The 21,011-nt window shown below is 62.8% G+C and carries 21 protein-coding genes; 6 read left to right on the forward strand and 15 right to left on the reverse strand.

Features of this window, described 5'->3' with window-relative positions; translation table 11 throughout:
• The 5 genes from JM946_RS23445 to minC all read right to left on the reverse strand — a co-directional run bounded on the left by JM946_RS23445 (window position 1) and on the right by minC (window position 3,044).
• A complete protein-coding gene (locus JM946_RS23445) occupies window positions 1-387 on the reverse strand; it encodes a YciI family protein (RefSeq protein ID WP_203169799.1) in 387 nt (128 codons plus the stop codon).
• Window positions 388-508: 121 nt separating this feature from the next.
• Window positions 509-766: a hypothetical protein gene (locus JM946_RS23450; RefSeq protein ID WP_203169800.1), complete on the reverse strand. Its 258-nt coding sequence runs from the start codon at window positions 764-766 to the stop codon at window positions 509-511.
• A 369-nt stretch (window positions 767-1,135) separates the two neighbouring features.
• Window positions 1,136-1,393 carry a cell division topological specificity factor MinE gene (gene minE, locus JM946_RS23455; RefSeq protein WP_203169801.1) on the reverse strand — a complete coding sequence of 86 codons (258 nt, stop codon included), beginning with the start codon at window positions 1,391-1,393 and terminating at the stop codon, window positions 1,136-1,138.
• 2 nt (window positions 1,394-1,395) lie between these two features.
• Window positions 1,396-2,208: a septum site-determining protein MinD gene (gene minD, locus JM946_RS23460; protein WP_203169802.1), complete on the reverse strand. Its 813-nt coding sequence runs from the start codon at window positions 2,206-2,208 to the stop codon at window positions 1,396-1,398.
• A gap of 77 nt (window positions 2,209-2,285) precedes the next feature.
• Window positions 2,286-3,044: a septum site-determining protein MinC gene (gene minC, locus JM946_RS23465; RefSeq protein ID WP_203169803.1), complete on the reverse strand. Its 759-nt coding sequence runs from the start codon at window positions 3,042-3,044 to the stop codon at window positions 2,286-2,288.
• A gap of 239 nt (window positions 3,045-3,283) precedes the next feature.
• Between minC and JM946_RS23470 the strand changes: the two genes are divergently transcribed.
• Window positions 3,284-4,087, forward strand: coding sequence for a hypothetical protein (locus JM946_RS23470; RefSeq protein ID WP_203169804.1), 804 nt, complete (start codon window positions 3,284-3,286; stop codon window positions 4,085-4,087).
• A 69-nt stretch (window positions 4,088-4,156) separates the two neighbouring features.
• Window positions 4,157-4,978 (forward strand): isocitrate lyase/PEP mutase family protein, encoded by an 822-nt coding sequence (locus JM946_RS23475; RefSeq protein ID WP_218043077.1) that lies wholly within the window; start codon window positions 4,157-4,159, stop codon window positions 4,976-4,978.
• Window positions 4,979-4,989: 11 nt separating this feature from the next.
• Here JM946_RS23475 and JM946_RS23480 read toward each other — a convergent pair whose 3' ends face one another.
• On the reverse strand, window positions 4,990-5,460 hold the full coding sequence (locus JM946_RS23480) for a hypothetical protein (protein WP_203169806.1): 471 nt from the start codon (window positions 5,458-5,460) through the stop codon (window positions 4,990-4,992).
• Between the two features lie 28 nt (window positions 5,461-5,488).
• Window positions 5,489-5,854, reverse strand: a complete 366-nt coding sequence (locus tag JM946_RS23485; RefSeq protein ID WP_203169807.1) for a helix-turn-helix transcriptional regulator — start codon at window positions 5,852-5,854, stop codon at window positions 5,489-5,491.
• A 412-nt stretch (window positions 5,855-6,266) separates the two neighbouring features.
• Here JM946_RS23485 and JM946_RS23490 point away from each other — a divergent pair, with 412 nt between their 5' ends.
• Complete coding sequence (locus tag JM946_RS23490; RefSeq protein ID WP_203169808.1) at window positions 6,267-6,686, forward strand: DUF6524 family protein; 420 nt, start codon at window positions 6,267-6,269, stop codon at window positions 6,684-6,686.
• Between the two features lie 65 nt (window positions 6,687-6,751).
• Here the strand turns inward: JM946_RS23490 and JM946_RS23495 are convergent, their stop codons facing one another.
• Genes JM946_RS23495 through JM946_RS23525 form a run of 7 tightly spaced genes read right to left on the reverse strand, consistent with a single transcriptional unit; the run spans window position 6,752 to window position 15,449 of the window.
• Window positions 6,752-8,656, reverse strand: a complete 1,905-nt coding sequence (locus tag JM946_RS23495; protein WP_203169809.1) for a glycoside hydrolase family 127 protein — start codon at window positions 8,654-8,656, stop codon at window positions 6,752-6,754.
• A gap of 10 nt (window positions 8,657-8,666) precedes the next feature.
• Complete coding sequence (gene arfA, locus JM946_RS23500) at window positions 8,667-10,178, reverse strand: arabinosylfuranosidase ArfA (RefSeq protein WP_203169810.1); 1,512 nt, start codon at window positions 10,176-10,178, stop codon at window positions 8,667-8,669.
• Between the two features lie 30 nt (window positions 10,179-10,208).
• Window positions 10,209-11,519, reverse strand: a complete 1,311-nt coding sequence (locus tag JM946_RS23505) for an extracellular solute-binding protein (RefSeq protein WP_203169811.1) — start codon at window positions 11,517-11,519, stop codon at window positions 10,209-10,211.
• Window positions 11,516-12,364, reverse strand: coding sequence for a carbohydrate ABC transporter permease (locus JM946_RS23510; protein WP_203169812.1), 849 nt, complete (start codon window positions 12,362-12,364; stop codon window positions 11,516-11,518). Before JM946_RS23510 ends, JM946_RS23505 begins: the two co-directional genes overlap by 4 nt.
• On the reverse strand, window positions 12,364-13,263 hold the full coding sequence (locus tag JM946_RS30630) for a carbohydrate ABC transporter permease (RefSeq protein WP_407700593.1): 900 nt from the start codon (window positions 13,261-13,263) through the stop codon (window positions 12,364-12,366). The genes JM946_RS23510 and JM946_RS30630 overlap by 1 nt, the downstream gene beginning before the upstream one ends.
• A 31-nt stretch (window positions 13,264-13,294) precedes the next feature.
• Window positions 13,295-14,398 (reverse strand): ABC transporter ATP-binding protein, encoded by a 1,104-nt coding sequence (locus JM946_RS23520; protein WP_203169814.1) that lies wholly within the window; start codon window positions 14,396-14,398, stop codon window positions 13,295-13,297.
• 34 nt (window positions 14,399-14,432) lie between these two features.
• Entirely contained in the window at window positions 14,433-15,449 is a 1,017-nt protein-coding gene (locus JM946_RS23525) for an arabinan endo-1,5-alpha-L-arabinosidase (protein ID WP_203169815.1), read from the reverse strand.
• A gap of 249 nt (window positions 15,450-15,698) precedes the next feature.
• On the opposite strand from JM946_RS23525, the gene JM946_RS23530 reads away from it, so the two are divergent.
• Window positions 15,699-16,472 carry a FadR/GntR family transcriptional regulator gene (locus tag JM946_RS23530; RefSeq protein WP_203169816.1) on the forward strand — a complete coding sequence of 258 codons (774 nt, stop codon included), beginning with the start codon at window positions 15,699-15,701 and terminating at the stop codon, window positions 16,470-16,472.
• On the opposite strand, the gene JM946_RS23535 is transcribed toward JM946_RS23530, so the two are convergent.
• Entirely contained in the window at window positions 16,453-18,153 is a 1,701-nt protein-coding gene (locus JM946_RS23535; RefSeq protein WP_407700594.1) for a sodium:solute symporter, read from the reverse strand. The two genes, JM946_RS23530 and JM946_RS23535, sit on opposite strands and share 20 nt — an antisense overlap.
• Before the next feature lie 286 nt (window positions 18,154-18,439).
• Between JM946_RS23535 and JM946_RS23540 the strand changes: the two genes are divergently transcribed.
• On the forward strand, window positions 18,440-20,014 hold the full coding sequence (locus tag JM946_RS23540) for an aldehyde dehydrogenase (NADP(+)) (RefSeq protein WP_203169818.1): 1,575 nt from the start codon (window positions 18,440-18,442) through the stop codon (window positions 20,012-20,014).
• Window positions 20,015-20,016: 2 nt separating this feature from the next.
• The gene (gene araD1 / locus JM946_RS23545; protein WP_203169819.1) at window positions 20,017-21,009 is read left to right on the forward strand and encodes an AraD1 family protein; all 993 of its coding nucleotides are present in this window, start codon (window positions 20,017-20,019) and stop codon (window positions 21,007-21,009) included.
• Window positions 21,010-21,011: the final 2 nt, after the last annotated feature.

Raw genomic sequence — 21,011 nt, forward strand, 5'->3', positions numbered from 1 at the left:
TCATTGACCGCTCGCCGCTTCGCCCGCCAAGCCCGGCACACCGGGGTGGTAATACATCACCGGACGAATCTCCACGCAGCCCGGCTCGTGAACCAGCTCACGCGCCGCTGTGATGACTTCCTCCAGCGTTTCACAATCGAACAGATAGAAGCCGAGCATCTGCTCCTTGGTCTCCGCAAACGGGCCGTCCAGCACCATCATTTCACGGCCGCTACGGACGGTCGTCGCCGTGGTGGTGGGCATGAGGCGCGCCACGGGTCCGAGCTTGCCTTTGGCGGCGAACTTGGCCATGACGCCCTGGTGGTGTTGCATCACCGCCTCGTCCTTTTCTTTGGACCAGGCGCCGACGACGGCTTCGGAGTTGTAGCAAATGACCGCATACAGCATGTTTGGCTCCTTCGTGATTCAAGGACGAAGCAGTATGACGGATTCCGACACGGGTCGGCCGCGGCAGGCACAACAGGCGTGACAGCCCGACGACCGGGCCGGTGCGTTCAGTCAGGAGGGTTTATTCGCAGGCCACAGCCGCCAGCACGATGGGCAGCTCGTTGATCTTGGAAACGACCACGCGAAAGCCGTCCGCGGCCAGTTCCGCCGGGTCGAGCTCGATCTGGATCTGAAGATATTCGTCGCCGAGCCGCTCGCTCGCGACGCTGCGCGGGATGAGATTACGCGCCTGGAAGAATTGCAGCACCCGGACCAGGGAGCCCGGGTCCGCTTCCACCACCGCTTTGAGCCGCAGAGCTGCAGCATTGCCGACTTGCATGATCGATCGCCTCCGCTTCACCTGAATTCGCCATTCGCATCGACACCCCGGCATCCGCAGATGCCGGGCGGCGAATTTGAATTCCGATGAAACGGTGGGCGGTCACGTCAGAACATCGCTGCCTGGTGGAACGGTTAAGAGTGTAGCTCAGGTAGTTCGATGGCGGCTACGTGCAGTCGCCTCTGTAGCCATGGCCGGCGGTGCGGGCCTATTTCGAGCGCATTCCTGCAGCGGCCGAGCCTGGCGCGGGCCCGGAGCGAAGAGTTCGCTTTATATAAAGAGGAGCGTCTGCGGCACGCGAGCCGAGCGCAGCCTGTCCCACTCCGACGTGGATCGGGCGTCCTGCCCGATCCCTGAAGTCACGGTCCTTCAGGCCTTGCTCTTCTCCGGCAGCGCCACGGTGAACTCCAGCACCTCGTGTCCATCCTCTTTTTCCAGGTTCATCTGCACGGCGTCCGGATCGACGTTGATGTACTTGCGGATGACCTCCAGCAGCTCACGCCGCAAGGTCGGCAAGTAATCGGGCCCACCCCGGGTGGTGCGTTCCTGCGCGACGATGATGCGCAACCGCTCCTTGGCGACGTTGGCGGTCGGCTGGGCGCGGCGAAAAAATGCGAGCAATCCCATTCTCAACCTCCGAACATGCGGGCCAGGAAGCCCTTCTTGGGTTCGTCGAGGAACCGCAGGGGCAAGGTGTCACCCAACAGGCGCGCGACCGAGTCCTCGTATGCCTTGGACACGTCGCTCTGCTCGTTCAGGATCACCGGCGTGCCGGCGTTGGAAGCCGACAGCACATCCGGCGACTCCGGGATGACCCCGATCACGTCCAGCCCGAGAATCTCTTTCACGTCTCCGACGCTCATCATCTCGCCGGTGGCGACCCGGCGCGGGCTGTAGCGGGTCAGCAGCAGGTGCTCCTGCACCTTGCCGTCGCCCTTCTCGGCTTTCTGCGTTTTGCTGGAGAGCAGGCCAAGGATGCGATCGGAATCGCGCACCGAGGACACTTCGGGATTCACCACCACGATGGCGCGATCGGCGTAGTACATCGCCAGGTGCGCGCCTTTTTCGATGCCGGCGGGCGAATCGCAAATGATGTACTCGAAGCCGTCTGCGATCAGCTCGTCGAACACCTTGCGCACGCCTTCCATCGACAGCGCTTCTTTATCGCGCGTCTGCGAGGCCGCCAGTACGAACAGCGAGTCGATGCGCTTGTCCTTGATCAGCGCCTGCTTGAGCGTGCAGTCGCCTTGGATGACGTTGACGAAGTCGTAAACCACGCGCCGCTCGCAGCCCATGATCAGGTCGAGGTTGCGCAAGCCGATATCGAAATCGATGACGGCGACCTTTTTGCCTCGGCGGGCCAAGCCGCATGCGACGCTGGCGGACGTGGTCGTCTTGCCGACGCCACCCTTGCCGGATGTCACAACGATGATTTCAGCCAAAGTGGCAGTCTCCCGGAAAATTGAAGTGGGAAGTGGAAGTTTTGGATTCGAGGGTTGGGACCGGCTGCGAGCGCACTTCAGCCACCGATGCGAGCGAAGCGCAGATCGTCGCCGTCCAGCCAGGCTTGCACGGGCTTGCCGGCAAGCTCTGGCGGCAAGGTCTCGAACACCCGGAACACACCGGCGATGGAGATCAGCTCGGCATGGAATTCCTGGCAGAACACGCGCGCGGTGACTTCGCCCCGGGCTCCAGCCACGGCGCGACCGCGCAGCGTTCCATAGATATGTACACAACCGTCGGCGATCACTTCGGCGCCGGCGCCCACCGTCGATGTCACGACCAGATCCGAGTGGCGCGCATAAACCTGTTGCCCGGAGCGAACCGGCTGATGCTGCATCAATGAGGGTGTATGCAGAACGGCCGGTTCCGGCGGTGGCGCGGGAGCCTTCGGTGGCGGCGCCGGTTCTTTTACGGTCGGCACCGGCGAGGCTTTGCCTTGTACGCGGAACTGCGTGAGCACCGGCACTTCGAGCGTACGAGCCAGCGCGTCCACGGCCGCGGTTCCATGCGCCAGTCCAACCGTCAGCATTCCGGCCCGGCGAACGGCGTCGAAAACATCGCGCATGTCACTGGTCGACGGTTCTTTCTCGAGCGCGCTCAGGTCCAAGCACACGGCGGTCCGTTCGAAAAAGTGGGGAGCGGCGGCGACGCGGCCGGTGAGCTCGTCGAGAATGGCGCCGGCGTCGGTGGTGCGAATGCGCACCTGCGCCAGACCCACCTGGCCAAAGCGGATTTCTACGGCTGGTTCTCGCGCAGCTTCGAGGGGTTTATTCATCACTTAGGTTCGCACGGGCCCGTGGGACTTTTGCCGGGCGAAGTGTAACGGATGCTGCGGCCGCTGCGTGGCCAGATGCAAACTGTCGTGCGGTATCGACAGCGGTTTTTTATATACCGAGGGAACGATGCGTGCCGTTGGTTCGTCATGCTTCGAGTTTCGATATTCCACGAGGATCACGGCCGGGGTTGGCCGTAAACTTTTCGAGGGCAGCGAAGCCCTTTTGCGCGAGGACGCACATGGCTGCACCGACGCCGCTGCTGTGGACCGGAGGCTGGGATTCCACCTTTCGGCTGCTCTCGCTGCTGCTCCGTGAGCAACGCGAAGTCCAGCCTTACTATGTCATAGACAGCCTGCATTATCGGCCGGCGGTGCCCGCCGAGCGCGAAGCGATGCGAGCCATCCGGCAGACGCTGTTGAAACGCCATCCCGAGGCAGCTGTCAGATTGGCCGACACCGTCGAATGCCGACTCGCGGACATCGACGCCGACACCGAGACCATGCGTTACTACGAGCGTTGCCTCGCCATCGGCTTCATCGGCGGTCAATACGAATGGCTGGCGCGTTATTGCCGCCAGCACGGCATCGAAGGCATGGAGCTGTCGATCCACCGGGACGACAAGGCTCGGGAGCTGCTTGCCGAGTTGATCGGCCCGAGCCGCGATCGACTCGATCCCCGCTTCGCCGGGGACTGCCGATATGAGCTGTTCAAATCGTTCCGCTTTCCGCTGTTCGATATGACCAAACGGCAGATGCAGGCCGAGGCGCGGGCCGGCGGCTTCGAAGATTTGATGCGAATGACCTGGTTTTGCCACAAGCCGCGACACGGCCAGCCCTGTGGCACCTGCAATCCCTGCATCTACACCATCGAAGAAGGCCTCGGCGAACGCGTGCCGTTGAGTGGACGGCTGCGTTATCACTTACGCGTCGTGCCTCGGCTGCGGCATTGGCTGGCGCGTCACCCCGATCTCTACATGCGAGTGCGCGGGTTGTATCGACGATTGCGGTCCGGCTCGGTCGGCGCTCCGGCGGCGGGAGCCTGAGCTTTCTGACAGCGGTTGACCGGTTTGTCGAGTAGTGTGGCGTCTTCCCGCTTTCCAGGAGACGTCGCAATGACTGCCACTCAAAAAGATAAAGCCGTTACCTTCCGGGCACTGCACGAGCAGCCCCGCGCCTTCGTCATCGCCAATGCCTGGGACGCGGGCTCGGCGCAGTTGCTGGCCGGGCTCGGCTTCCCGGCGATCGCCACGTCCAGCGCGGCGTCGGCCGGCACGCTGGGCCGACCAGACGGCAGAATCACCCGTGAGGAAGCGATTGCCCATGCCAAGGCGCTCTCGGACGCTGTGGATGTGCCGGTCTCGGCGGATCTCGAGAACGGCTTCGGCCATTCGCCACGCGATGTCGCCGAGACCATCCGGCTCGCCGCACAGGCCGGAGTGGCGGGCGGTTCCATCGAAGACCACACCGGCGACGCCAGCCGACCCATCTATGACTTCGAGCAGGCGGTGGAACGAGTGGCCGCCGCCGTCGAAGCTGCCCGGGCATTGAGCTTCCCGTTCACCTTGACAGCCCGTTGCGAAAACTTTCTGCACGGCCATCCAGACCTCGACGACACCATCAAACGCTTGCAGGCCTTCGAAAAGGCCGGCGCGGATGTGTTGTTCGCCCCCGGCCTTCCGGACCTGAAAGCCGTGCGCGCCGTGTGCTCGTCGCTGACCAAGCCGGTGAACTTCATGGTTGGCATCCCTGGCCGCTCGTTCAGCGTCGCCGAACTCCAGGACGCCGGCGTGCGACGAATCAGCCTGGCCACCTCGCTGCACCGGGCTGCCATGAGCGGGCTGTACCGCGCTGCCCTGGAAATCAAAGACCAGGGCACGTTCGATTTCTTGGACACCCTGGTCAGCTCCAAAGAGCTCGGCCGGTTCCTGCGCTGACGCAATCGCCATCAATGCCGCCGCATCTTCTTCAGCAGCTCGTGCAAGCGACCCTGCATCATGTGAGCTCTGGCCTCGTAGTAGCGCTCGGCCTTGCTCGCATCCGAGCTGCGTTTGGACGGCCGCTTGTTCCGCGGCGAAGTGCGGCGCCGGGTTTTCATGGCGCGGGCGATGTCGATGCCGAGCTCCAACGCGTCATCGCTGCCCAGGATGCCGGCCACCAGCATGACTCCGACTTGGGTGAATGCGAGCACCGGCCGGCGATCCAGTCGGCCGCGATCGTGCGCCTTGGATATTTTGAAGAACGCCGCCGGCTGCAAGCGCCACAACTTGCGGCCGACCTTCCCGTAGAACTTCGTCAGGCTGATGCCGAACAACGCCGCCAGATCCGAATCCTTGATCGTCTTGTAACCGCGAACGTTGACGATCAATGGCGCGATCGTGCTGGCGACCACTCGCCCGGTGTTACGCGCGACGGTCATGACAGCGCACCGCCGCGCGCCACTCGAGCTAGCGAGCGTTGCCTTCTTCGAGCACGTCGATGATTCGAATCACGAAACGCTGCTGGGTTTTGGTCAGCGATTGCAAGCGCTCCGCGTGTCGCATGGCTCGTGGCGACACCTTGCTCTTGGCAACGCGAACCGGCCGCGCCATGCCGACCAGCTCCTCGACCGAGATCAAGAACACGCGAGCGATCTTGGTCAGCAGCAGCACCGAGACGCGACGCTCTCCCAACTCGTATGCAAATACCGCTTGTTGCGAGACGCCGATGGCTCGCGCCAGTTCCGCCTGGGTCAGCCCACGAGCCTTGCGCAAGTTGGAGATGTGCGCACCGAGAGCTTTGAAGTAAGCACGACTTTCCTGCTTGATCACCATTCAACTTGCCCATGTTTGTTTTTTCCTCAAACATTCCAATCTCGCTTTGGCGGACCCGCTGGCAATTCCTTTAGAGGGGTCGGGCCTCATCCCACCATTTGTGATATCGAGACAAACGTTTCTCGATGTTTATTTTATGAAGCACGCGATGTCGCATTTGCTCCGTTAACGCGAATTTTCGACATCGTTGTCAGGTCAAAACGAACGATCTTGCGCAAACGACCTTCGCGCCTCGTACTGCGGCATTTATCGCGGAACGTAGTGGCTAAAGCAGGACGGCTTAAGCGGCGGGCAGTGGGCGATCCACTATGGCGTCGGCACGTGGAGCTCAGCGCAAGCAATCCCGCGGAGCTTCACAGGGATCGCGGCCTCGAAGATACTGCGGCTTCTTCCCGGCTCGAGGATGGCCAAAGTGAACGATCTGAGTTTCGGTGGGTTTCTGCTGCGGGCGTCGCTGTCGCTCGTGCTGGTGTTGCTCACCTTCAACCCCAGCGGCTACTCCTATGTTCATATGGTGTCCGACGGTTTTCCGAATGTGACCCCCGTGGAAGCCGTGCTTGGCATCCTGCTGCTGATCGGCTGGATCGTGTTCCTGGGGGCGACGCTCAAATCCATCGGATTGATCGGCATGGTGCTGGCATTCGCGCTTTGCGCCGCATTGATCTGGATGATCGTGTCGTGGGGCTGGGTCAGCTTGGATGACACCAACGCACTGACCTGGATCGGCCTGGTGATCCTGGCGCTGATCATGGCCATCGGGATGGCGTGGGCGCATCTGTACCGTCGCTGGACGGGACAGGCGACGGTCGACGAGGTCAAGGAGGGCCAGTGAGTCTCGTTAGATTCGGCCCCAAGCCCCTCCCGTGAACGGGAGGGGAAGAATGCTCCTATTCGACGTCACTCCGCGTTTTCGGCGGGCGTGGTCTTCCAGTAAACGGTGTAGCGCTGGTAGTCCAGTTCGTGGAACGGGCGCAGCGTTATCTCTTTGCGCGGCGAGGCGGTCGTCAATCCGAACGCGAGCGCTTCGCCGGGCAACCGGCTCAGGTTGGCAGCCAGCTGCTCCGGATCGCCACTGAGAGTCGGGACGGCGACGGACTCCGCTTTCAAGTTCGCACCCTGCTCTTTCGCATACGGTACGGTTGGGCCGTCCGGCGCCGGGCCCAAGTCACCCGCCAGAACGACGGGGCCATACACAAACGCAAACTGGTCCGAAGCGCCATGCAAGGGCTCGGTGCGAACCGACGTGGGGATGGTCACATCGAGCACGTCGCCTTTGTTCCATTTCCTCTGCACTGTCGCGTACCAACCCGGCTTGGTATCCAGATCGAGCGCCTTGCCATTCAATGTGAGCGTGGCATCGGCGCTCGCCCAGGAGGGAACGCGAACGCGCAAAGCCAACGAGCCGGACGGCGCCTTGGTAACTTTCAAGGTCGTGCGATTGCTGCGGGGATAATCCGTGTGCTGCTCCAACTCGAGCCCCCGCTCCTTCCAACGCAGTCGCGAGGGAATGAACAGATTCACATACAACGCATCCGACGCCTGGAAGTAAATCCCCGACCCATACTTGGTGTGATTCTCCATGCCGCTGCCGACGCAGCACCAGAACGAATCGTGCGGCGTGCTGTAGGTCTTGTAGTGGCCCGGTTTCATCGACATGAAATACGTGAACATCCCCTGCTTCGGCTCCTGCGAAGCGAGGATGTGGTTGTACAGCGCGCGCTCCTGGAAGTCCGCGTACTCGACTTGCTGCTTCCAGCCGAACAGCCTCTCGGTAAGGCGCAGCATGTTATAGGTGTTGCAGGTCTCGGCGGTCGCGGCGCTCAGATGTTCGGAAGCGGTTTTCGGTGAAAAGAAAAACTCACCCTCGCTGTTGCCACCGATCACCCAGGAATGATTGTGAACGACTGTCTTCCAGAAGTTCTCGGCGATCGGACGACCTTCCAATTGATTCGCGACTTCATAGCCGCGCGCCGCGCCGATGACTTTGGGGATTTGAGTGTTCGCGTGCTTGCCTGGCAGCTCGTCACGCCCGACGACCAGCGGATTCAGAATGGCGCGATGTTCGAAACGCTGCGCCGTCTGGAGATAGCGCGGGTCCTTGGTCAGCCCGTAGATATCGAACAGCACCTCACGCATGCCGCCATGCTCGACGCTCAGCATGGTTTGCAGTTGCTCCTCGTTCAGACCGGCCGTGACATCATTGACCCAATCGGCCAGACGTAGCGTGACCTGCTTGGCCTGCGTGCTCCCGCCCAGGGTCCAGGCATCTCTCAACCCGGCGAGGATCTTGTGCTGTGTGTACCAAGGGACCCAGCTACCGTCTTGGAAGAAGAAGCCGTCCTTCACGTCGATCTTGCCTTGTTTCAGGCCACGCAGGGTCGCCAGCTCCTTGGCAGGCAACGCGCCGACGTATCCATCGCCATAAACACGCTGCGCTTCCGCCATCTCCTTGATGATGTAATCGATGCGGGCTTTGAAGCGCTGGTCGCGGGTCGCTGCGTATTGCTGCGACAAGGCAGTGAGATAGTGACCGAGCGTGTGGCCAGCGATCCCTTGCGACTCCCAGCCGCCGTACAACTCGCCCTTCGGCTGCAGGCCCGCATATTTGCGCGTGTTGTGCAGCAGTCGATCCGCGTCGAGACTGAGCAGGTACTCGGCGTTGCGCTCCATGGCCTGTTTGAACGGGCTGTCGAACAACTCGACATCGCCCAAGCCGAACGCCGTCACCGGCGGGGTCGCGGCGTTCGCAGCCAGGCTCGCCACGGCCAGAGTCCCAAGCAATACGGATCGCAGCAGCTGCATGCATCACTCCTTACGCGGATTGGGTGACGATGACGTTCCAGGACAGTGGCTTCAGGCGTGCGCTGAGCACGCCGTTGGCGATGGCCACATCGGTTCGATCCTTCGGCGTCACCGCGTTCGGCGCCATCTTACTGTTGATGGCTTTGAGATCGGTGTGATGCAGCTCACTCGCGAACGACACCTTGCGCCCTTCGCCCAGACCGCGCAGTTCCACCTCGAGCTGCATATCGTCGGTGGTGCTGCGATTCAGCGCCAGGATGGTCACGGCGCCGGTCTCTTCGTCATGAATGACGCTCGACAACAGCAGCGCCGCGTCCGGATGCGTTTTGGTCGAGAACGTGTCGGTCTGCACCTTGGTGCGCAGGACCTGCCCGCGCGCATAGCGCGATGCCTGTGCGAACGGATGGAAAATGGTTTGGCGCCAGGCCGCGCCGCCGGTCTCGGTCATGATCGGACCGATCACGTTCACCAGCTGCGCCAGGCACGCCGCTTTGACGCGATCGGCGTTGTTGATCATGGTGATCAACGCCCCGCCCACGATCAGCGCATCTTCGAAGTTATAGATTTCTTCGATCAGCGGCGGCGCCTTGGGCCAGCCCGGCTTGCGCAGGTCGGCCGGCGTATGCGCCTTGTACCAGACATTCCACTCGTCCAGCGACAGCATGATGCGCTTGGGCGAGCGCCGCTTGGCGGCCACCGCGTCGCCGATGGCGGCGACTTCCTTGATGAAATAATCCAGGTCCTCGATGACCGTGAAATAGTCCTTGATGTCGTCCTTGTCGTTGCGGAAGTAGGCGTGCAGCGAGATGAAGTCCACCTCGTTGAAACAATGATCGAGCACTTCGTACTCCCACGCGCCATAGGTGGGCATGGCGCGCTGTGAGGAACCGCATGCGGCGAGTTGCAGATCGCTGTCGACCCAGCGCATGACCTTGGCGGTCTCCTGCGCGATGCGCCCGTATTCCTGCGCCGTCTTGCGACAGATCTGCCAAGGGCCGTCCATCTCGTTGCCCAGGCACCAGAACTTGATCCCGTGCGGCTGTTCGTAGCCGTGCGAACGTCGCAGGTCGGAGTAATGAGTGCCGCCGGGGTGATTGCAGTATTCGAGCAAGTGGCGCGCCTCGTCGGGACCGCGCGTGCCGAGATTCACAGCAAACATCGGTTCGACCTTGGCCGTGCGACACCAGGTGATGAACTCATTGGTGCCGAACTCGTTGGTCTCGGTGGAGCCCCAGGCCAGATCCAGGCGCGTCGGACGCTGATCCTTCGGACCGACGCCGTCCTCCCAGTTGTAGCCGGACAGGAAGTTGCCGCCGGGGTAACGCACGATGGTGGGACCGAGCTCGCGCGTCAGCTCCAGCACGTCCTGCCGGAATCCGTCCTTATTGGCAGTGGGATGGCCGGGCTCGTAGATGCCGCCATAAACACACCGCCCCATGTGCTCGACGAAGGTGCCGAAGACACGCCGGTCCAGCGCGGAAATGACAAAGTCGCGATCGACGACGATACGGGAAGTCAGCATGGAAAGGTCCAGGTGGGCTGCGATAGGAGGTTACAGAACATGGAAGAGCAGATCGTTGACCCGATGCTCGGCATCTGCCAGCGCGGCGTCGACGGGCTTGTGGCCGGTGATGGCGGCGGACATCTCCTCGCCGATGATGTCCTGCACGGGATACTGACGTTGCACGCTCGAGGGCAACGTCATGCCCGTGGATGAGAGCTTCGCAATCTCGCTGCGATGAGGCAGTGCGTTGAAGCGCTCGCTTTGAATCACCGCTTGGATGGACGGCAGGTGTCCGGTTCGCGACCACTCGTAATCGTGATCGGCGAGAAACCTGAGCAGTCGGAACACAGCCTCGCGCTGTTGGGGCGTGCGCTCCTTGGCCGGCATCACCCAGGCGTGGCCGTCGATGTACGTCGCATCGCGCCCGGGATAGAGCTGCGGGAATGGCACGACCGCGTAGCCGTTGGACAGCGGCCGGTCGGGCCTGCGCGACTCCGCCTCGAAGTCGCCGATCAGCCACGTGCCGACGATGAAGATACCGCCGGCGCCATTGATGAAAGCGTTGGTGGAGGCCGCGTAGTCCAGATTCTTGGTGGTCAGGTCTTCGACATAGATCTGCCGGAACAATTCCAGCACGCGCTTGGCTTCGGGCGTTTGCAGCTGGATCCGCTGCGGCTCCGGAAAGATGTCCGCGTTCTGCTGCATCAGCAAGGTGTACAGGTTGCGCGAATATGAGGCTCGCTCGATCGCAAGGGTCTGCACCAGATACGGCTTGCCGGTCGCCTGTTTGAAGCGTCGCGCATGCTCCAGCAACTCCTCGGGACTGCGCGGCAGGATGGGCTTGCCATCCTTTACCAGTCCGGCTTGCCGGAAATAGTTCATGTTGACGTGCCACAGCGGCGCCCAGTTATCGATGGGCAGACCGTAAATCTCGTTTTGTATGCTGACGCCGGCCAGGCTTGCAGGCGTGAAGCCCTGCGGATCCACGCCGACGGCGCGCAGCTCTTTGCCGAGCGGCTCGATCAACGCTCGAGATTGGTAATCCGGAATCGCCGACAAGTGCATGGTCACCAGGTCAGGCGGATCGCCGGCCGCGAGCTGCGCCGACAACTGGTTATATCCGGGCCAGGCCACCGGGCTGACGCGCACTTTTACGTCCGGATTCTCCGCGCCGAATTTGTTGATCAGCGTGGTCATGATGCCGCACTCGCCTTGGGCCGCTGCGACGTCGGTGCGATCTCCATACTGAGCTGCGCAGGTACCGAAGAACCGCTGCACGACGATCTCGTTCGGCGCCTGCTGTACGCCACAGCCGGCGAGTACGAGGCAGCTCAACAGTGTCGCGAATGCGCGCTTCACGTTGCCGCTCCGGAGACTGCCCGCACGATGTATTTCTGAAAGAACATATAAACGATCAGGACGGGCACGAACGCAAACACCGCTTGCGCCATCAGGTAACCGAGACCGGCCGACTCGGCGAAGTTCTGCTGCGTGGAGGCGATGCCGACGGTGAGCGTGTACATCTGCGGATTGGTGCCGGACACCATGGGCCACCAGTAATCGTTCCATGCGTGCAGGAACGTGAAGATGCCGAGCGTCGCCTGCGCCGGCAGTGTCATGGGTAGCAGCACGCGCCAGAAGATCTTGAAGCGCGATGCGTTATCGAGCATGGCCGCTTCGTCGATCTCGGTGGGAATGGCCTTGAAATACTGGGTCATCAGGAACACGCCAAAGGGCGCCGACATGCCCGGCAGCATCAAGCCCGCATAGGTGTTGTGCAGATCCAGATCGCTGAACAACTGGTGCCGCACCAGGATCACGGCCTGCTCCGGAATGGCCAGGCCGAACAGCACCAGCACGAAAATCACGTTGCGACCGGGAAAATCCAGACGCGCGAAGCCATAGCCCGCGAGCGAGGCCAGCACCAGCACCCCCAAGCTCATGCCGAACGACACGATGATGCTGTTGAGCAGCCAGCGGAACACGCCCGAGCCGATCAAGATGTCGTAATAGTTCGTGAGCGTCCACGGCGCGCGCAGCACCGAGTTGGTGTCGATCAGCAACGCCTGATTGGTTTTCAACGACAGGCCGACCGCCCACAACATGGGCATGATCATGACGATCGCCAGCGCAATCGTCGCCCCCAGGATCAGACGATCGCCGAAGCCCCTACCCACCGTTCCCGAGGCGAACTGCGCGCTCATCAGAACGCCTCCTTGCGACGCGCGATCAGGTACTGCGCGAACGCGGCCATGGCGATGAAGGCGAACAGGATCTGACCGGCGGCGACCGCGTAGCCCACGTCCCAGCGAGTGAAGCCGACCTCGAACAGGAACAGCACCATCGGCCGCGACGCGTTGTTCGGCCCGCCCTGAGTCATCAGGTACGCCTGCCCGAACAGCTGGAATTGCAGCACCACCTCGATGATCAGCACCAGCGCGAAAGTGCGCCGGATCGAAGGCAGCGTCACGCTCCACAGCGTCTTCCAGCGCCCGGCATTGTCGAGCGCCGCGGCTTCATACAACTCGCGCGGCACCTGCTGTAACGCCGCCAGGAACAACATCATGGGCAGCCCGATGCACCACCAGATGGTGGTGATGGCGATGGCGGGCAAGGCCAGATCCGCATCGTTGAGGAAGGCCACCGGCTGGCGTCCGAATGCTTCCAGCACATTGGCGAGAAATCCGCCCTCGGGCGCGAACACCACCTTCCACAGCAGCGTCACGATGGTTACGGACAGCACCGACGATGAGAAGAACACGCCTCGCAGGATCGCCGCCGTGCGCGTCTGCCGATTCAACGCCAACGCCAGCCCCAAGCCGATGATCGCCAGCGCCGGCACCGTCAACAGAATGAAATAAAAGGTGTTGCCGACCGCGCCGAGGAACACCTGGTCCTGTAACAGACGCGAGAAATTCTCGAGGCCGACGAAGCGGCGCCCGCCGAACAGGTCCGCCTTGTGCAGGCTCAGCCAGAAGCCGGCAAACAGCGGATAAACCAGCAAGGTCACGTACAGAAACAGGTAGGGCGCCACATACAACAGGTGGCTCCAGCGACTCTGATGCGCGCCGGCGCACGCCGGCTGCACCCGAGCCTGGCCCAGATCGCTGAGCTGACCCGCCGCCGCGCTCACGTCAGGACCCCACGTCCGCCACGGCGTGATGACCGCGATCCTGATCGTCGAACAAATGCGCGCAGGCTCCGTCGAACTTCACACCGACCGAGTCGTTGAGCGCGACGCGGCTGGTGCCTGCGTCTTCTGCAACCACGGTCGTGCCATCCGACAGCCGCACATACACCAACGTTCGATCGCCCAAGCGCTCCACGAACTGCGCGACGCCCGCGGTATCGCCCTGCTCGGCCCCGCAAATGCGTAACGACTCGGCGCGAATGCCGAGCTTGAATGCTTTGGATCCTGGCAGAGATGCCTGCTCGATCCTGGTAGGAATGGTCACCCCGTCCGGCAAACGAGCCGAGACGAAACCATTCGGCCCGTCGGTCAGCTCGACCGGCGCGAAATTCATCGCCGGCGTGCCCACGAAACCCGCGACGAACGCGGTCGCCGGCCGCGAGTAGATCTCCATCGGCGTGCCGATCTGTTCGATCTTGCGGTTGTTCATCACCACGATGCGATGCGCGAGGGTCATCGCTTCGACTTGATCGTGCGTAACGAAAATCATGGCCGCCTCGACGCGCTGATGCAGCTGTGCGATCTCGATTCGCGTGCGCACGCGAAGCGCAGCGTCGAGATTGGACAGCGGCTCATCGAACAGGAACAGATGCGGCTCCTTGACGATCGCGCGACCGATGGCCACCCGTTGCCGCTGACCGCCCGAGATCTGGCCCGGCTTGCGCTCGAGCAGATGCTCGATCTCGAGCATCCTGGCGGCAGCGGCGACGCGCTTGTCGATCTCGGCGGTCGGCATCCGCACATTGCGCAACCCGAAGGACATGTTCTCCCGCACTGTCATATGCGGGTACAAGGCGTAATGTTGGAACACCATCGCGACCCGACGCTCGCCCGGGGCGAGCTGATCGACGCGTCGATCGCCAATCCAGATCTCGCCGGCGTCGACCGACTCGAGCCCCGCGATCATTCGTAACAGAGTCGACTTGCCGCAGCCGGACGGGCCCAGGAACACCATGAACTCGTGCGGCCGGATGCTCAGCGACACATTGTCGATGACGGTGGCCGCGCCGAAGGTCTTGATGAGGTTTTTGAGTTCGATGCCGGGCATGAGAACCGACTGATGACAGATGACTGATGAAGGGTCAGAGCACGACCGGCCAGCCGTCGGCCGTCCACTCGATGGGCGCGATACGCAGCGTCGCGCGACCGTCATGTTCGGCGTCGTAGGCGTGGTACACGAGATAATCGCGACCGCCATCGCGAAGCACGGCCTGATGGCCGGGGCCACGGAATCGCCGATCGCCTCGGAGCACGACGGTGCCAAAGCCGTCCATTTGTGACTTACCATCGCGACCGACATACGGGCCGAGCACATCGCGCGACCGTCCGACCACGATATAGTACGAGCTGCTCGCGCCTCGACAGCAGTAGTCGAACGACGTGAACAAATAGTAGTAGCCGTTGCGCTCGATCAGGAAGGGCGCTTCGATGGCGGCCGGTGCGTTCTCCGGTGCGGGCCGCGATGCCAGCGAATATTTACTCCGGTCGTTCGGCAACCGCTTGCCGGTGGCGGGGTCGAGCGGAAACATTTTGATGCCGCTCCAGAAACTGCCCAGGCACAGCCAGTGCTTGCCGTCCCGGTCGATCAGGTGATTGGCGTCGATGGCGTTGAAATCGTCACCGCGCTGGGACTCCACCACCGGGCCCCGGTCCTGCCACTTGAAGTCGCTGGAATCTCGATCCAGAGTCGGGGTGGTGGCGAGCCCGATGACGGACCGGTTCGAGCCGAAGGTCGAGCACGAGTAGTACAGGTGATACAAACCATTGAAGTATGCGATGTCGGGCGCCCACACACCGCGAACGCCGGGCACCGCGAGCTGCGCCCATTGCGGAATGGACTCGAACACGCGGCCGTGGAGTGTCCAGTGCACCAGGTCCTTGGAGGTCCGCCACGGCAGCAGGCCGGTCGGATCGTGAGCGTGCCCGGTCGAGAACAAATGGTAGGTGTCGCCCTGCCTGATGATGCAGGGGTCGTGCACGGGCGCGAGATCGCCACCGAGTCTGTCGTTCAGAGGAGCCGGCGTTTGGGCGTCAGTCGCCGTGCTCCGGCCAAGGGTCGGCAGGCTGAGCGTGGTGCCCATTAGAACGGAAGCGCGCAACAGGGCGCGCCTTTGTACAGTCGCACTCAGCACGTGCTTCCCGCCACGTGGCCGCTGGTATTCATCCCCCTACCCCCGGTAATCCACTCTAGCTTGAACGATATAACTCAGACAATTTCATGTTAGCGGCTTTCGATTTGTCAGGCAAATCATATGAACCCTGCGAATCCGCAGGCGGCGTGCGTAAACTACTGGCCTGACGCTTGGGCGACCGGCGCTATCCGGGGCCGGCGTTTGAGGGAGCGATTGATGTCGAACAAGAAGTCCTTGGCCGCGAGGGCCAACGCGAAGGCGCGCCGCAAGTCGCTGCGCCTGCATGGAACCATCGCGCGCGATCTGGGGGTGCTGATCGTCTCGGGCCGTTACAAGCCTGGCGACATCCTCAACGGCGAGATCGATGCGAGCGATCGTTTGCAGGTCTCGCGCACGGCGTATCGCGAGGCAGTGCGCATCCTCGCCGCCAAAGGCCTGGTCGAGTCGCGGCCCAAAGTCGGCACGCGAGTGAGCCCGCAAGCGCGCTGGCACATGCTCGATCCTGATGTGCTGTCGTGGATTTTCGAGTTCGAGCCGGACGACACGCTGCTGTCCAACCTGTTCGAGCTGCGCAAGATCGTCGAGCCGGAAGCGGCGGCGCTGGCGGCCATGCGCCGCACCGACGAAGAACTGGAAATCATGGAAAAGGCGCTGCAAGGCATGGCCACGCATACGCTGGCCAGCGAGGCGGGACGCCTCGCCGACCAGGAGTTCCACTCGGCCATGCTGCGCGCGAGCGGCAATGCCTTCATCGTGTCTTTGACCAGCGGGGTCGGCGCGGCGGTATCGTGGACCACGATCTACAAACAACGCCAGAACCCACTGCGTCGCGACCCGATCCCGGACCACCAGAAGGTGTTCGAGGCGGTCAAAGCTTCTGATCCCAAGGCCGCGCACGCCGCGATGTTGAACCTGGTCGAGCTTGCGCAGTTGGATACCACCAACTCGCGCAAGCCCAGGACCAAGGCCGCTAGCTCAGCCAGAAGCTGAAGTACACGTACAGCCCGACCACCAGGGTCAGGATGAGGGTGGCCAGGACCTTGTTGCCGGTATCCCAGCTGCGGCTGATCTCTTCGCCATGCAGCTCGCGGATAGAGCCGTAAGTCAGGCCTTTGATCTGCGCTTCCTGCGGCGGCGGGCTGGTGAGCGAGCCGACGATCATCAAAATCGCGCTCAGCACGAACAGAATGCCGGTGGCATACAGGAAGTTGAAATCGCCGATGGCGGCGAGCCACGCCGGGTCCGCGATCTTGTTGGCGCCAAAGAATGCCTGGCAGGTGAGCTTGAACATGCCGAGCACGAAGCCGCCGCCGAGCGCCCACACTGCGCCGCGCCCGTTCAAGCGTTTCCAGAACAGCCCAAGCAGAAACACCGCGGTGATCGGCGGCGCGAGATAGCCCTGCACGCTCTGCAGATACTGATACAAGCCGCCGCCGGAGATGACCTTCATCACCGGAATCCACAAGATGCCAAGCACCACCACCACGGTCGTGGCGATACGGCCGACCGTCAACAGATGCCTCTCCGACTGGCCGGGCCGCAGCTTTTCGTAGATGTCGACCGTGAACAGCGAAGCGCTGGAATTGAACAGCGACGCCAGCGAGCTCATCAACGCCGCAAGCAGGCAGGCGACGATCAGCCCGCGCACCCCGGAGGGAAGCAACGTGGTCACAAGCGTCGGGAACACGGTGTCGCCGTCGATGACCGACACGCCATCGACCATCTTCATCGGCAGCTGCAACAGTCCCTTCTGATGTAACGCCCAGCCGATCATGCCGGGCACCAGGAAGATCAGCACCGGCCAGACTTTCAGCAGGCCGCCGAACAATGCGCCACGCCGCGCCGACTGCAGATCCTTCGCGGACAGTGCACGCTGCACGATGTATTGATCGGTGCACCAGTACCAGATGCCGATGATGGGCGAGGCAATCAACACGCCCAGCCACGGGAAATCCGGATCGCTCAACGGGCGCCACAACGCGAACTGCGTGGCGTTGCTGCTGGCTGCGCTCACCAATTCGCTCCAGCCCGCGCCGACACCGGCGCCGTCGCCGAGCTTCATGAGCCCGGTCCAGGTGATGACGAACGAGCCAAACAGAATGATCACCGCCTGCGGCGTCGCTGTCGCCATGATGGCTCGCATGCCGCCGAAGACCGTGTAGATGCCGGTGAGGATCACGGTGGTGAACGCGCCGACCCAGAAAGCGTTGTCGCGTGAGCCGAAGGTGTCCGGCAGCAGCGCCTGGAACACGATCGCGCCGGCGAACACCGTGACGCTCACCTTGGTGAACACATACGCAACCAGTGACACCACCGAGAGAATGGTGCGCGCCCGCGCGTTGAAGCGGCGCTCGAGAAACTCCGGAATCGTCTGCACGCCCGACTTGTAATAGAACGGCACGAAAAAGCCGGCGAGCAGGATCAGCACCCAGGCGTGCAATTCCCAGTGCGCCATGGCCATGCCGGTCGAGGCGCCCTGCCCGGCCAGTCCGACGATGTGTTCGGAGCCGATGTTGGAAGTGAAGATCGAGGCGCCGATGGTGATGAAACCGGCGTTGCGCCCGGCCAGGAAGTAATCGACGGCGTCCTTCTGATGTCGGCCATACCACCACGCCAGTACACCGATGACGGTGAAATACAGCGCGATGACGACCCAGTCCAACCCGGTCAGATATGAATTTTGCACCTATGCACCCCTGCTGTTGTTGAGCGGCCTTGTTCGATGTTGGCGCGAGTGAGTTAATGCCACGGCGGCGCGGCCCCCTGCCACGCCCGCAACGGCAACCATCGTCATTTCCCCGCCCGCGACCGCAAGGCCACAGCTGGGGAAGCGCCCATGGTAACGCTACCTTAAACTCAAGACAGTCCCAGCCGAGCTACGGCGATTGCCCGCCACGGTGCAACTGGGATATTGTCTGAGTATATCAACGGTAAAAAGTTTACGCGGAGAATCTCCCATGCCTCTGACCGGTCAGCTATTCATAGGTCGCGAACGCGTCGCGACCGCCCAAAGCTTTCGCGCATACAACCCCACCACGGCGACGCATCTGGAGCCGGCATTCAGCTCGGCCGGCGCGGCCGAAGTAGAGCGCGCCTGCCAACTGGCCAGCGAAGCTTTCGATCAGTACCGCGCTCTGGACAGCGAAACCCGCGCCAAATTCCTCGAGACTATCGCGGATCGCATCATGGCGCTGGGCGACGAACTGCTCGAGCGTGGCCATGCGGAGTCCGGTCTGCCGGTCGCGCGCCTCACCAACGAGCGCGGCCGCACTGTCGGTCAGCTGCGTCTGTTCGCCGATGAGCTGCGCAAAGGCGGCTGGCAGGGCGTGCGCATCGATCCGGCGATGCCGGATCGCAAGCCGATGCCGCGCGCGGACCTGCGCCAGCGCAAGATTCCGCTCGGCCCTGTGGTGGTGTTCGGCGCCAGCAACTTCCCGCTCGCATTCTCCGTCGCCGGTGGCGATACCGCTTCTGCGCTGGCGGCCGGCTGTCCTGTGATCGTCAAAGGTCACTCGGCGCATCCGGGCACCAGCGAGCTGGTGGCGTCGGCCATCGTCGAAGCCGTCGCTCAGTGCGGCTTGCATCCGGGGGTGTTCTCGCTGTTGAACGGCGACAAGCGCGACCTGGGCGCGGGCCTCGTTGCCGATCCTCGCATCAAGGCCGTGGGCTTCACTGGCTCGCGCGGTGGTGGCACGGCGCTGATGAAGATCGCGCAGTCCCGGCCCGAGCCGATTCCGGTGTACGCCGAGATGAGCAGCATCAATCCGGTGCTGTTGATGCCCGGTGCGCTCGCCGCTCGCGCCGAAGCGCTTGGCAAGGAATTCGTCGCCTCGCTCACGATGGGCGCCGGGCAGTTCTGCACCAACCCTGGCCTGGTGTTCGCGCTCGAAGGCCCGCACGTCGAAACGTTCATCGCCTCTGCCAGCGCCGCTCTCGGCGGCTCGCCGCCGCAGGTGATGCTCACCGCGGGCATCTATGACGCGTATCAGAAAGGCGTGGATCGCCTCGCCGCCAACAAGTCGGTGAAGACCATCGCGCGCGGGGCTGACGCTCCGGGCAAGAACTGCGGCCGTGGCGCGCTGTTCTCGGTCAACGCAAAAGAACTGCACCCGGAGATCATGGAAGAAGTCTTCGGCGCCTCGTCGGTCCTCGTTCGCTGCGCGAACGAGTCGGAGCTGATCGACGCGCTGGAAAAGATCGAAGGTCAGCTCACCGCGACACTGCATGTCACCGAAGAAGACTACGCGCTGGCGGCGAGCATCATGCCCACGCTGGAGCGCAAGGTCGGTCGCATTCTCGCCAACGGCTGGCCCACCGGCGTGGAGGTTTGTCACGCCATGGTTCACGGCGGCCCGTACCCGTCGACCTCGGACGGTCGCACCACTTCGGTGGGCACGCTTGCGATCGAACGTTTCCTGCGTCCGGTGTGCTACCAGGACATCCCTGACGCGTTGCTGCCGCACGTGTTGCGACGGGGCAATCAATCTTCCCTGCCGCATCGACTCGACGGCGTCTACAAGACCGGAGCTTAATGATGAGTTTGCGTTTGATACAGGTGCGCGCTGCAGACGGACAGCGCGGTGTCGCCGCCATCGGTGACGACGGCGTCGCTCGGAAAGTGAAAGGTTTCGCCAGCACGTACGAGCTGGCGCAGGCCGCACTGAAGAATGGCGCGACGTTGGCCGCCACCGTGGCCGCGAACCTTGCCGACGAACGTTTGGATCTGGCGGAGCTGCAGGCGTCCAAGCGCCTGCTTGCTCCCATCGATCACGCGGACCCGGCACACCTGTATCTGACGGGCACTGGCCTGACGCATCTCGGCTCGGCCGAAGGTCGCGACAAGATGCACAAGGCTGCCGCCGGCGGCACGCTCACCGATTCCATGCGGATGTTCAACATGGGCCTGGAAGGCGGCAAACCCGCCGCCGGCCAGGTCGGTGTGCAACCCGAATGGTTCTATAAGGGCGACGGCTCCTGCGTCGTCGGCACGGGCGAGGCTCTGCCCTCGCCCGACTTCGCACTTGACGGCAGCGAAGAGCCGGAGATCGCCGGCATTTATCTCATCGACGCCGCGGGCAATCCGCGGCGGCTCGGCTTCTGCCTCGCCAATGAGTTCTCGGATCACATCACCGAGCGTGGCAACTATCTGTGGCTGGCGCATTCGAAGCTGCGTCATGCGGCGCTCGGCGCCGAACTGCTGGTGGGCGACCTGCCGGCCGACGTGCGCGGCATGAGTCGAGTCATTCGCGATGGCAAGACGCTGTGGGAAAAGCCGTTCCTCACCGGCGAAGCCAACATGTCGCACACCATCGCGAACCTCGAGCATCATCATTTCAAATACGGCTTGTTCCGCCGGCCGGGCGACGTGCACGTGCATTTCTACGGCACCGCCACGTTGTCTTTCTCGGAAGGCATCCAGACACGTGAGGGCGACGTGTTCGAGATCCACGCGCCGCCGTTCAGCCTGCCGTTGCGCAATTCTCTGCAGCGTGTGGAGTCGCCGGCTGCAGGCGTGAAGGCGCTGTAACT

The organism is Steroidobacter gossypii, from assembly GCF_016801985.1.
GTDB lineage: Bacteria > Pseudomonadota > Gammaproteobacteria > Steroidobacterales > Steroidobacteraceae > Steroidobacter > Steroidobacter gossypii.

Coding starts and splice junctions, on each gene's coding strand:
- JM946_RS23475 (WP_218043077.1), top strand. CDS start 4,157: ATGACTGCCACTCAAAAAGATAAAGCCGTTACCTTCCGGGCACTGCAC.
- araD1 (WP_203169819.1), top strand. CDS start 20,017: ATGAGTTTGCGTTTGATACAGGTGCGCGCTGCAGACGGACAGCGCGGT.
- minE (WP_203169801.1), bottom strand. CDS start 1,393: ATGGGATTGCTCGCATTTTTTCGCCGCGCCCAGCCGACCGCCAACGTC.
- JM946_RS23445 (WP_203169799.1), bottom strand. CDS start 387: ATGCTGTATGCGGTCATTTGCTACAACTCCGAAGCCGTCGTCGGCGCC.
- JM946_RS23470 (WP_203169804.1), top strand. CDS start 3,284: ATGGCTGCACCGACGCCGCTGCTGTGGACCGGAGGCTGGGATTCCACC.
- arfA (WP_203169810.1), bottom strand. CDS start 10,178: ATGCTGACTTCCCGTATCGTCGTCGATCGCGACTTTGTCATTTCCGCG.
- JM946_RS23520 (WP_203169814.1), bottom strand. CDS start 14,398: ATGCCCGGCATCGAACTCAAAAACCTCATCAAGACCTTCGGCGCGGCC.
- JM946_RS23510 (WP_203169812.1), bottom strand. CDS start 12,364: ATGAGCGCGCAGTTCGCCTCGGGAACGGTGGGTAGGGGCTTCGGCGAT.
- minC (WP_203169803.1), bottom strand. CDS start 3,044: ATGAATAAACCCCTCGAAGCTGCGCGAGAACCAGCCGTAGAAATCCGC.
- JM946_RS23530 (WP_203169816.1), top strand. CDS start 15,699: ATGTCGAACAAGAAGTCCTTGGCCGCGAGGGCCAACGCGAAGGCGCGC.
- JM946_RS23495 (WP_203169809.1), bottom strand. CDS start 8,656: ATGCAGCTGCTGCGATCCGTATTGCTTGGGACTCTGGCCGTGGCGAGC.
- JM946_RS23540 (WP_203169818.1), top strand. CDS start 18,440: ATGCCTCTGACCGGTCAGCTATTCATAGGTCGCGAACGCGTCGCGACC.
- JM946_RS23450 (WP_203169800.1), bottom strand. CDS start 766: ATGCAAGTCGGCAATGCTGCAGCTCTGCGGCTCAAAGCGGTGGTGGAA.
- JM946_RS23485 (WP_203169807.1), bottom strand. CDS start 5,854: ATGGTGATCAAGCAGGAAAGTCGTGCTTACTTCAAAGCTCTCGGTGCG.
- JM946_RS23480 (WP_203169806.1), bottom strand. CDS start 5,460: ATGACCGTCGCGCGTAACACCGGGCGAGTGGTCGCCAGCACGATCGCG.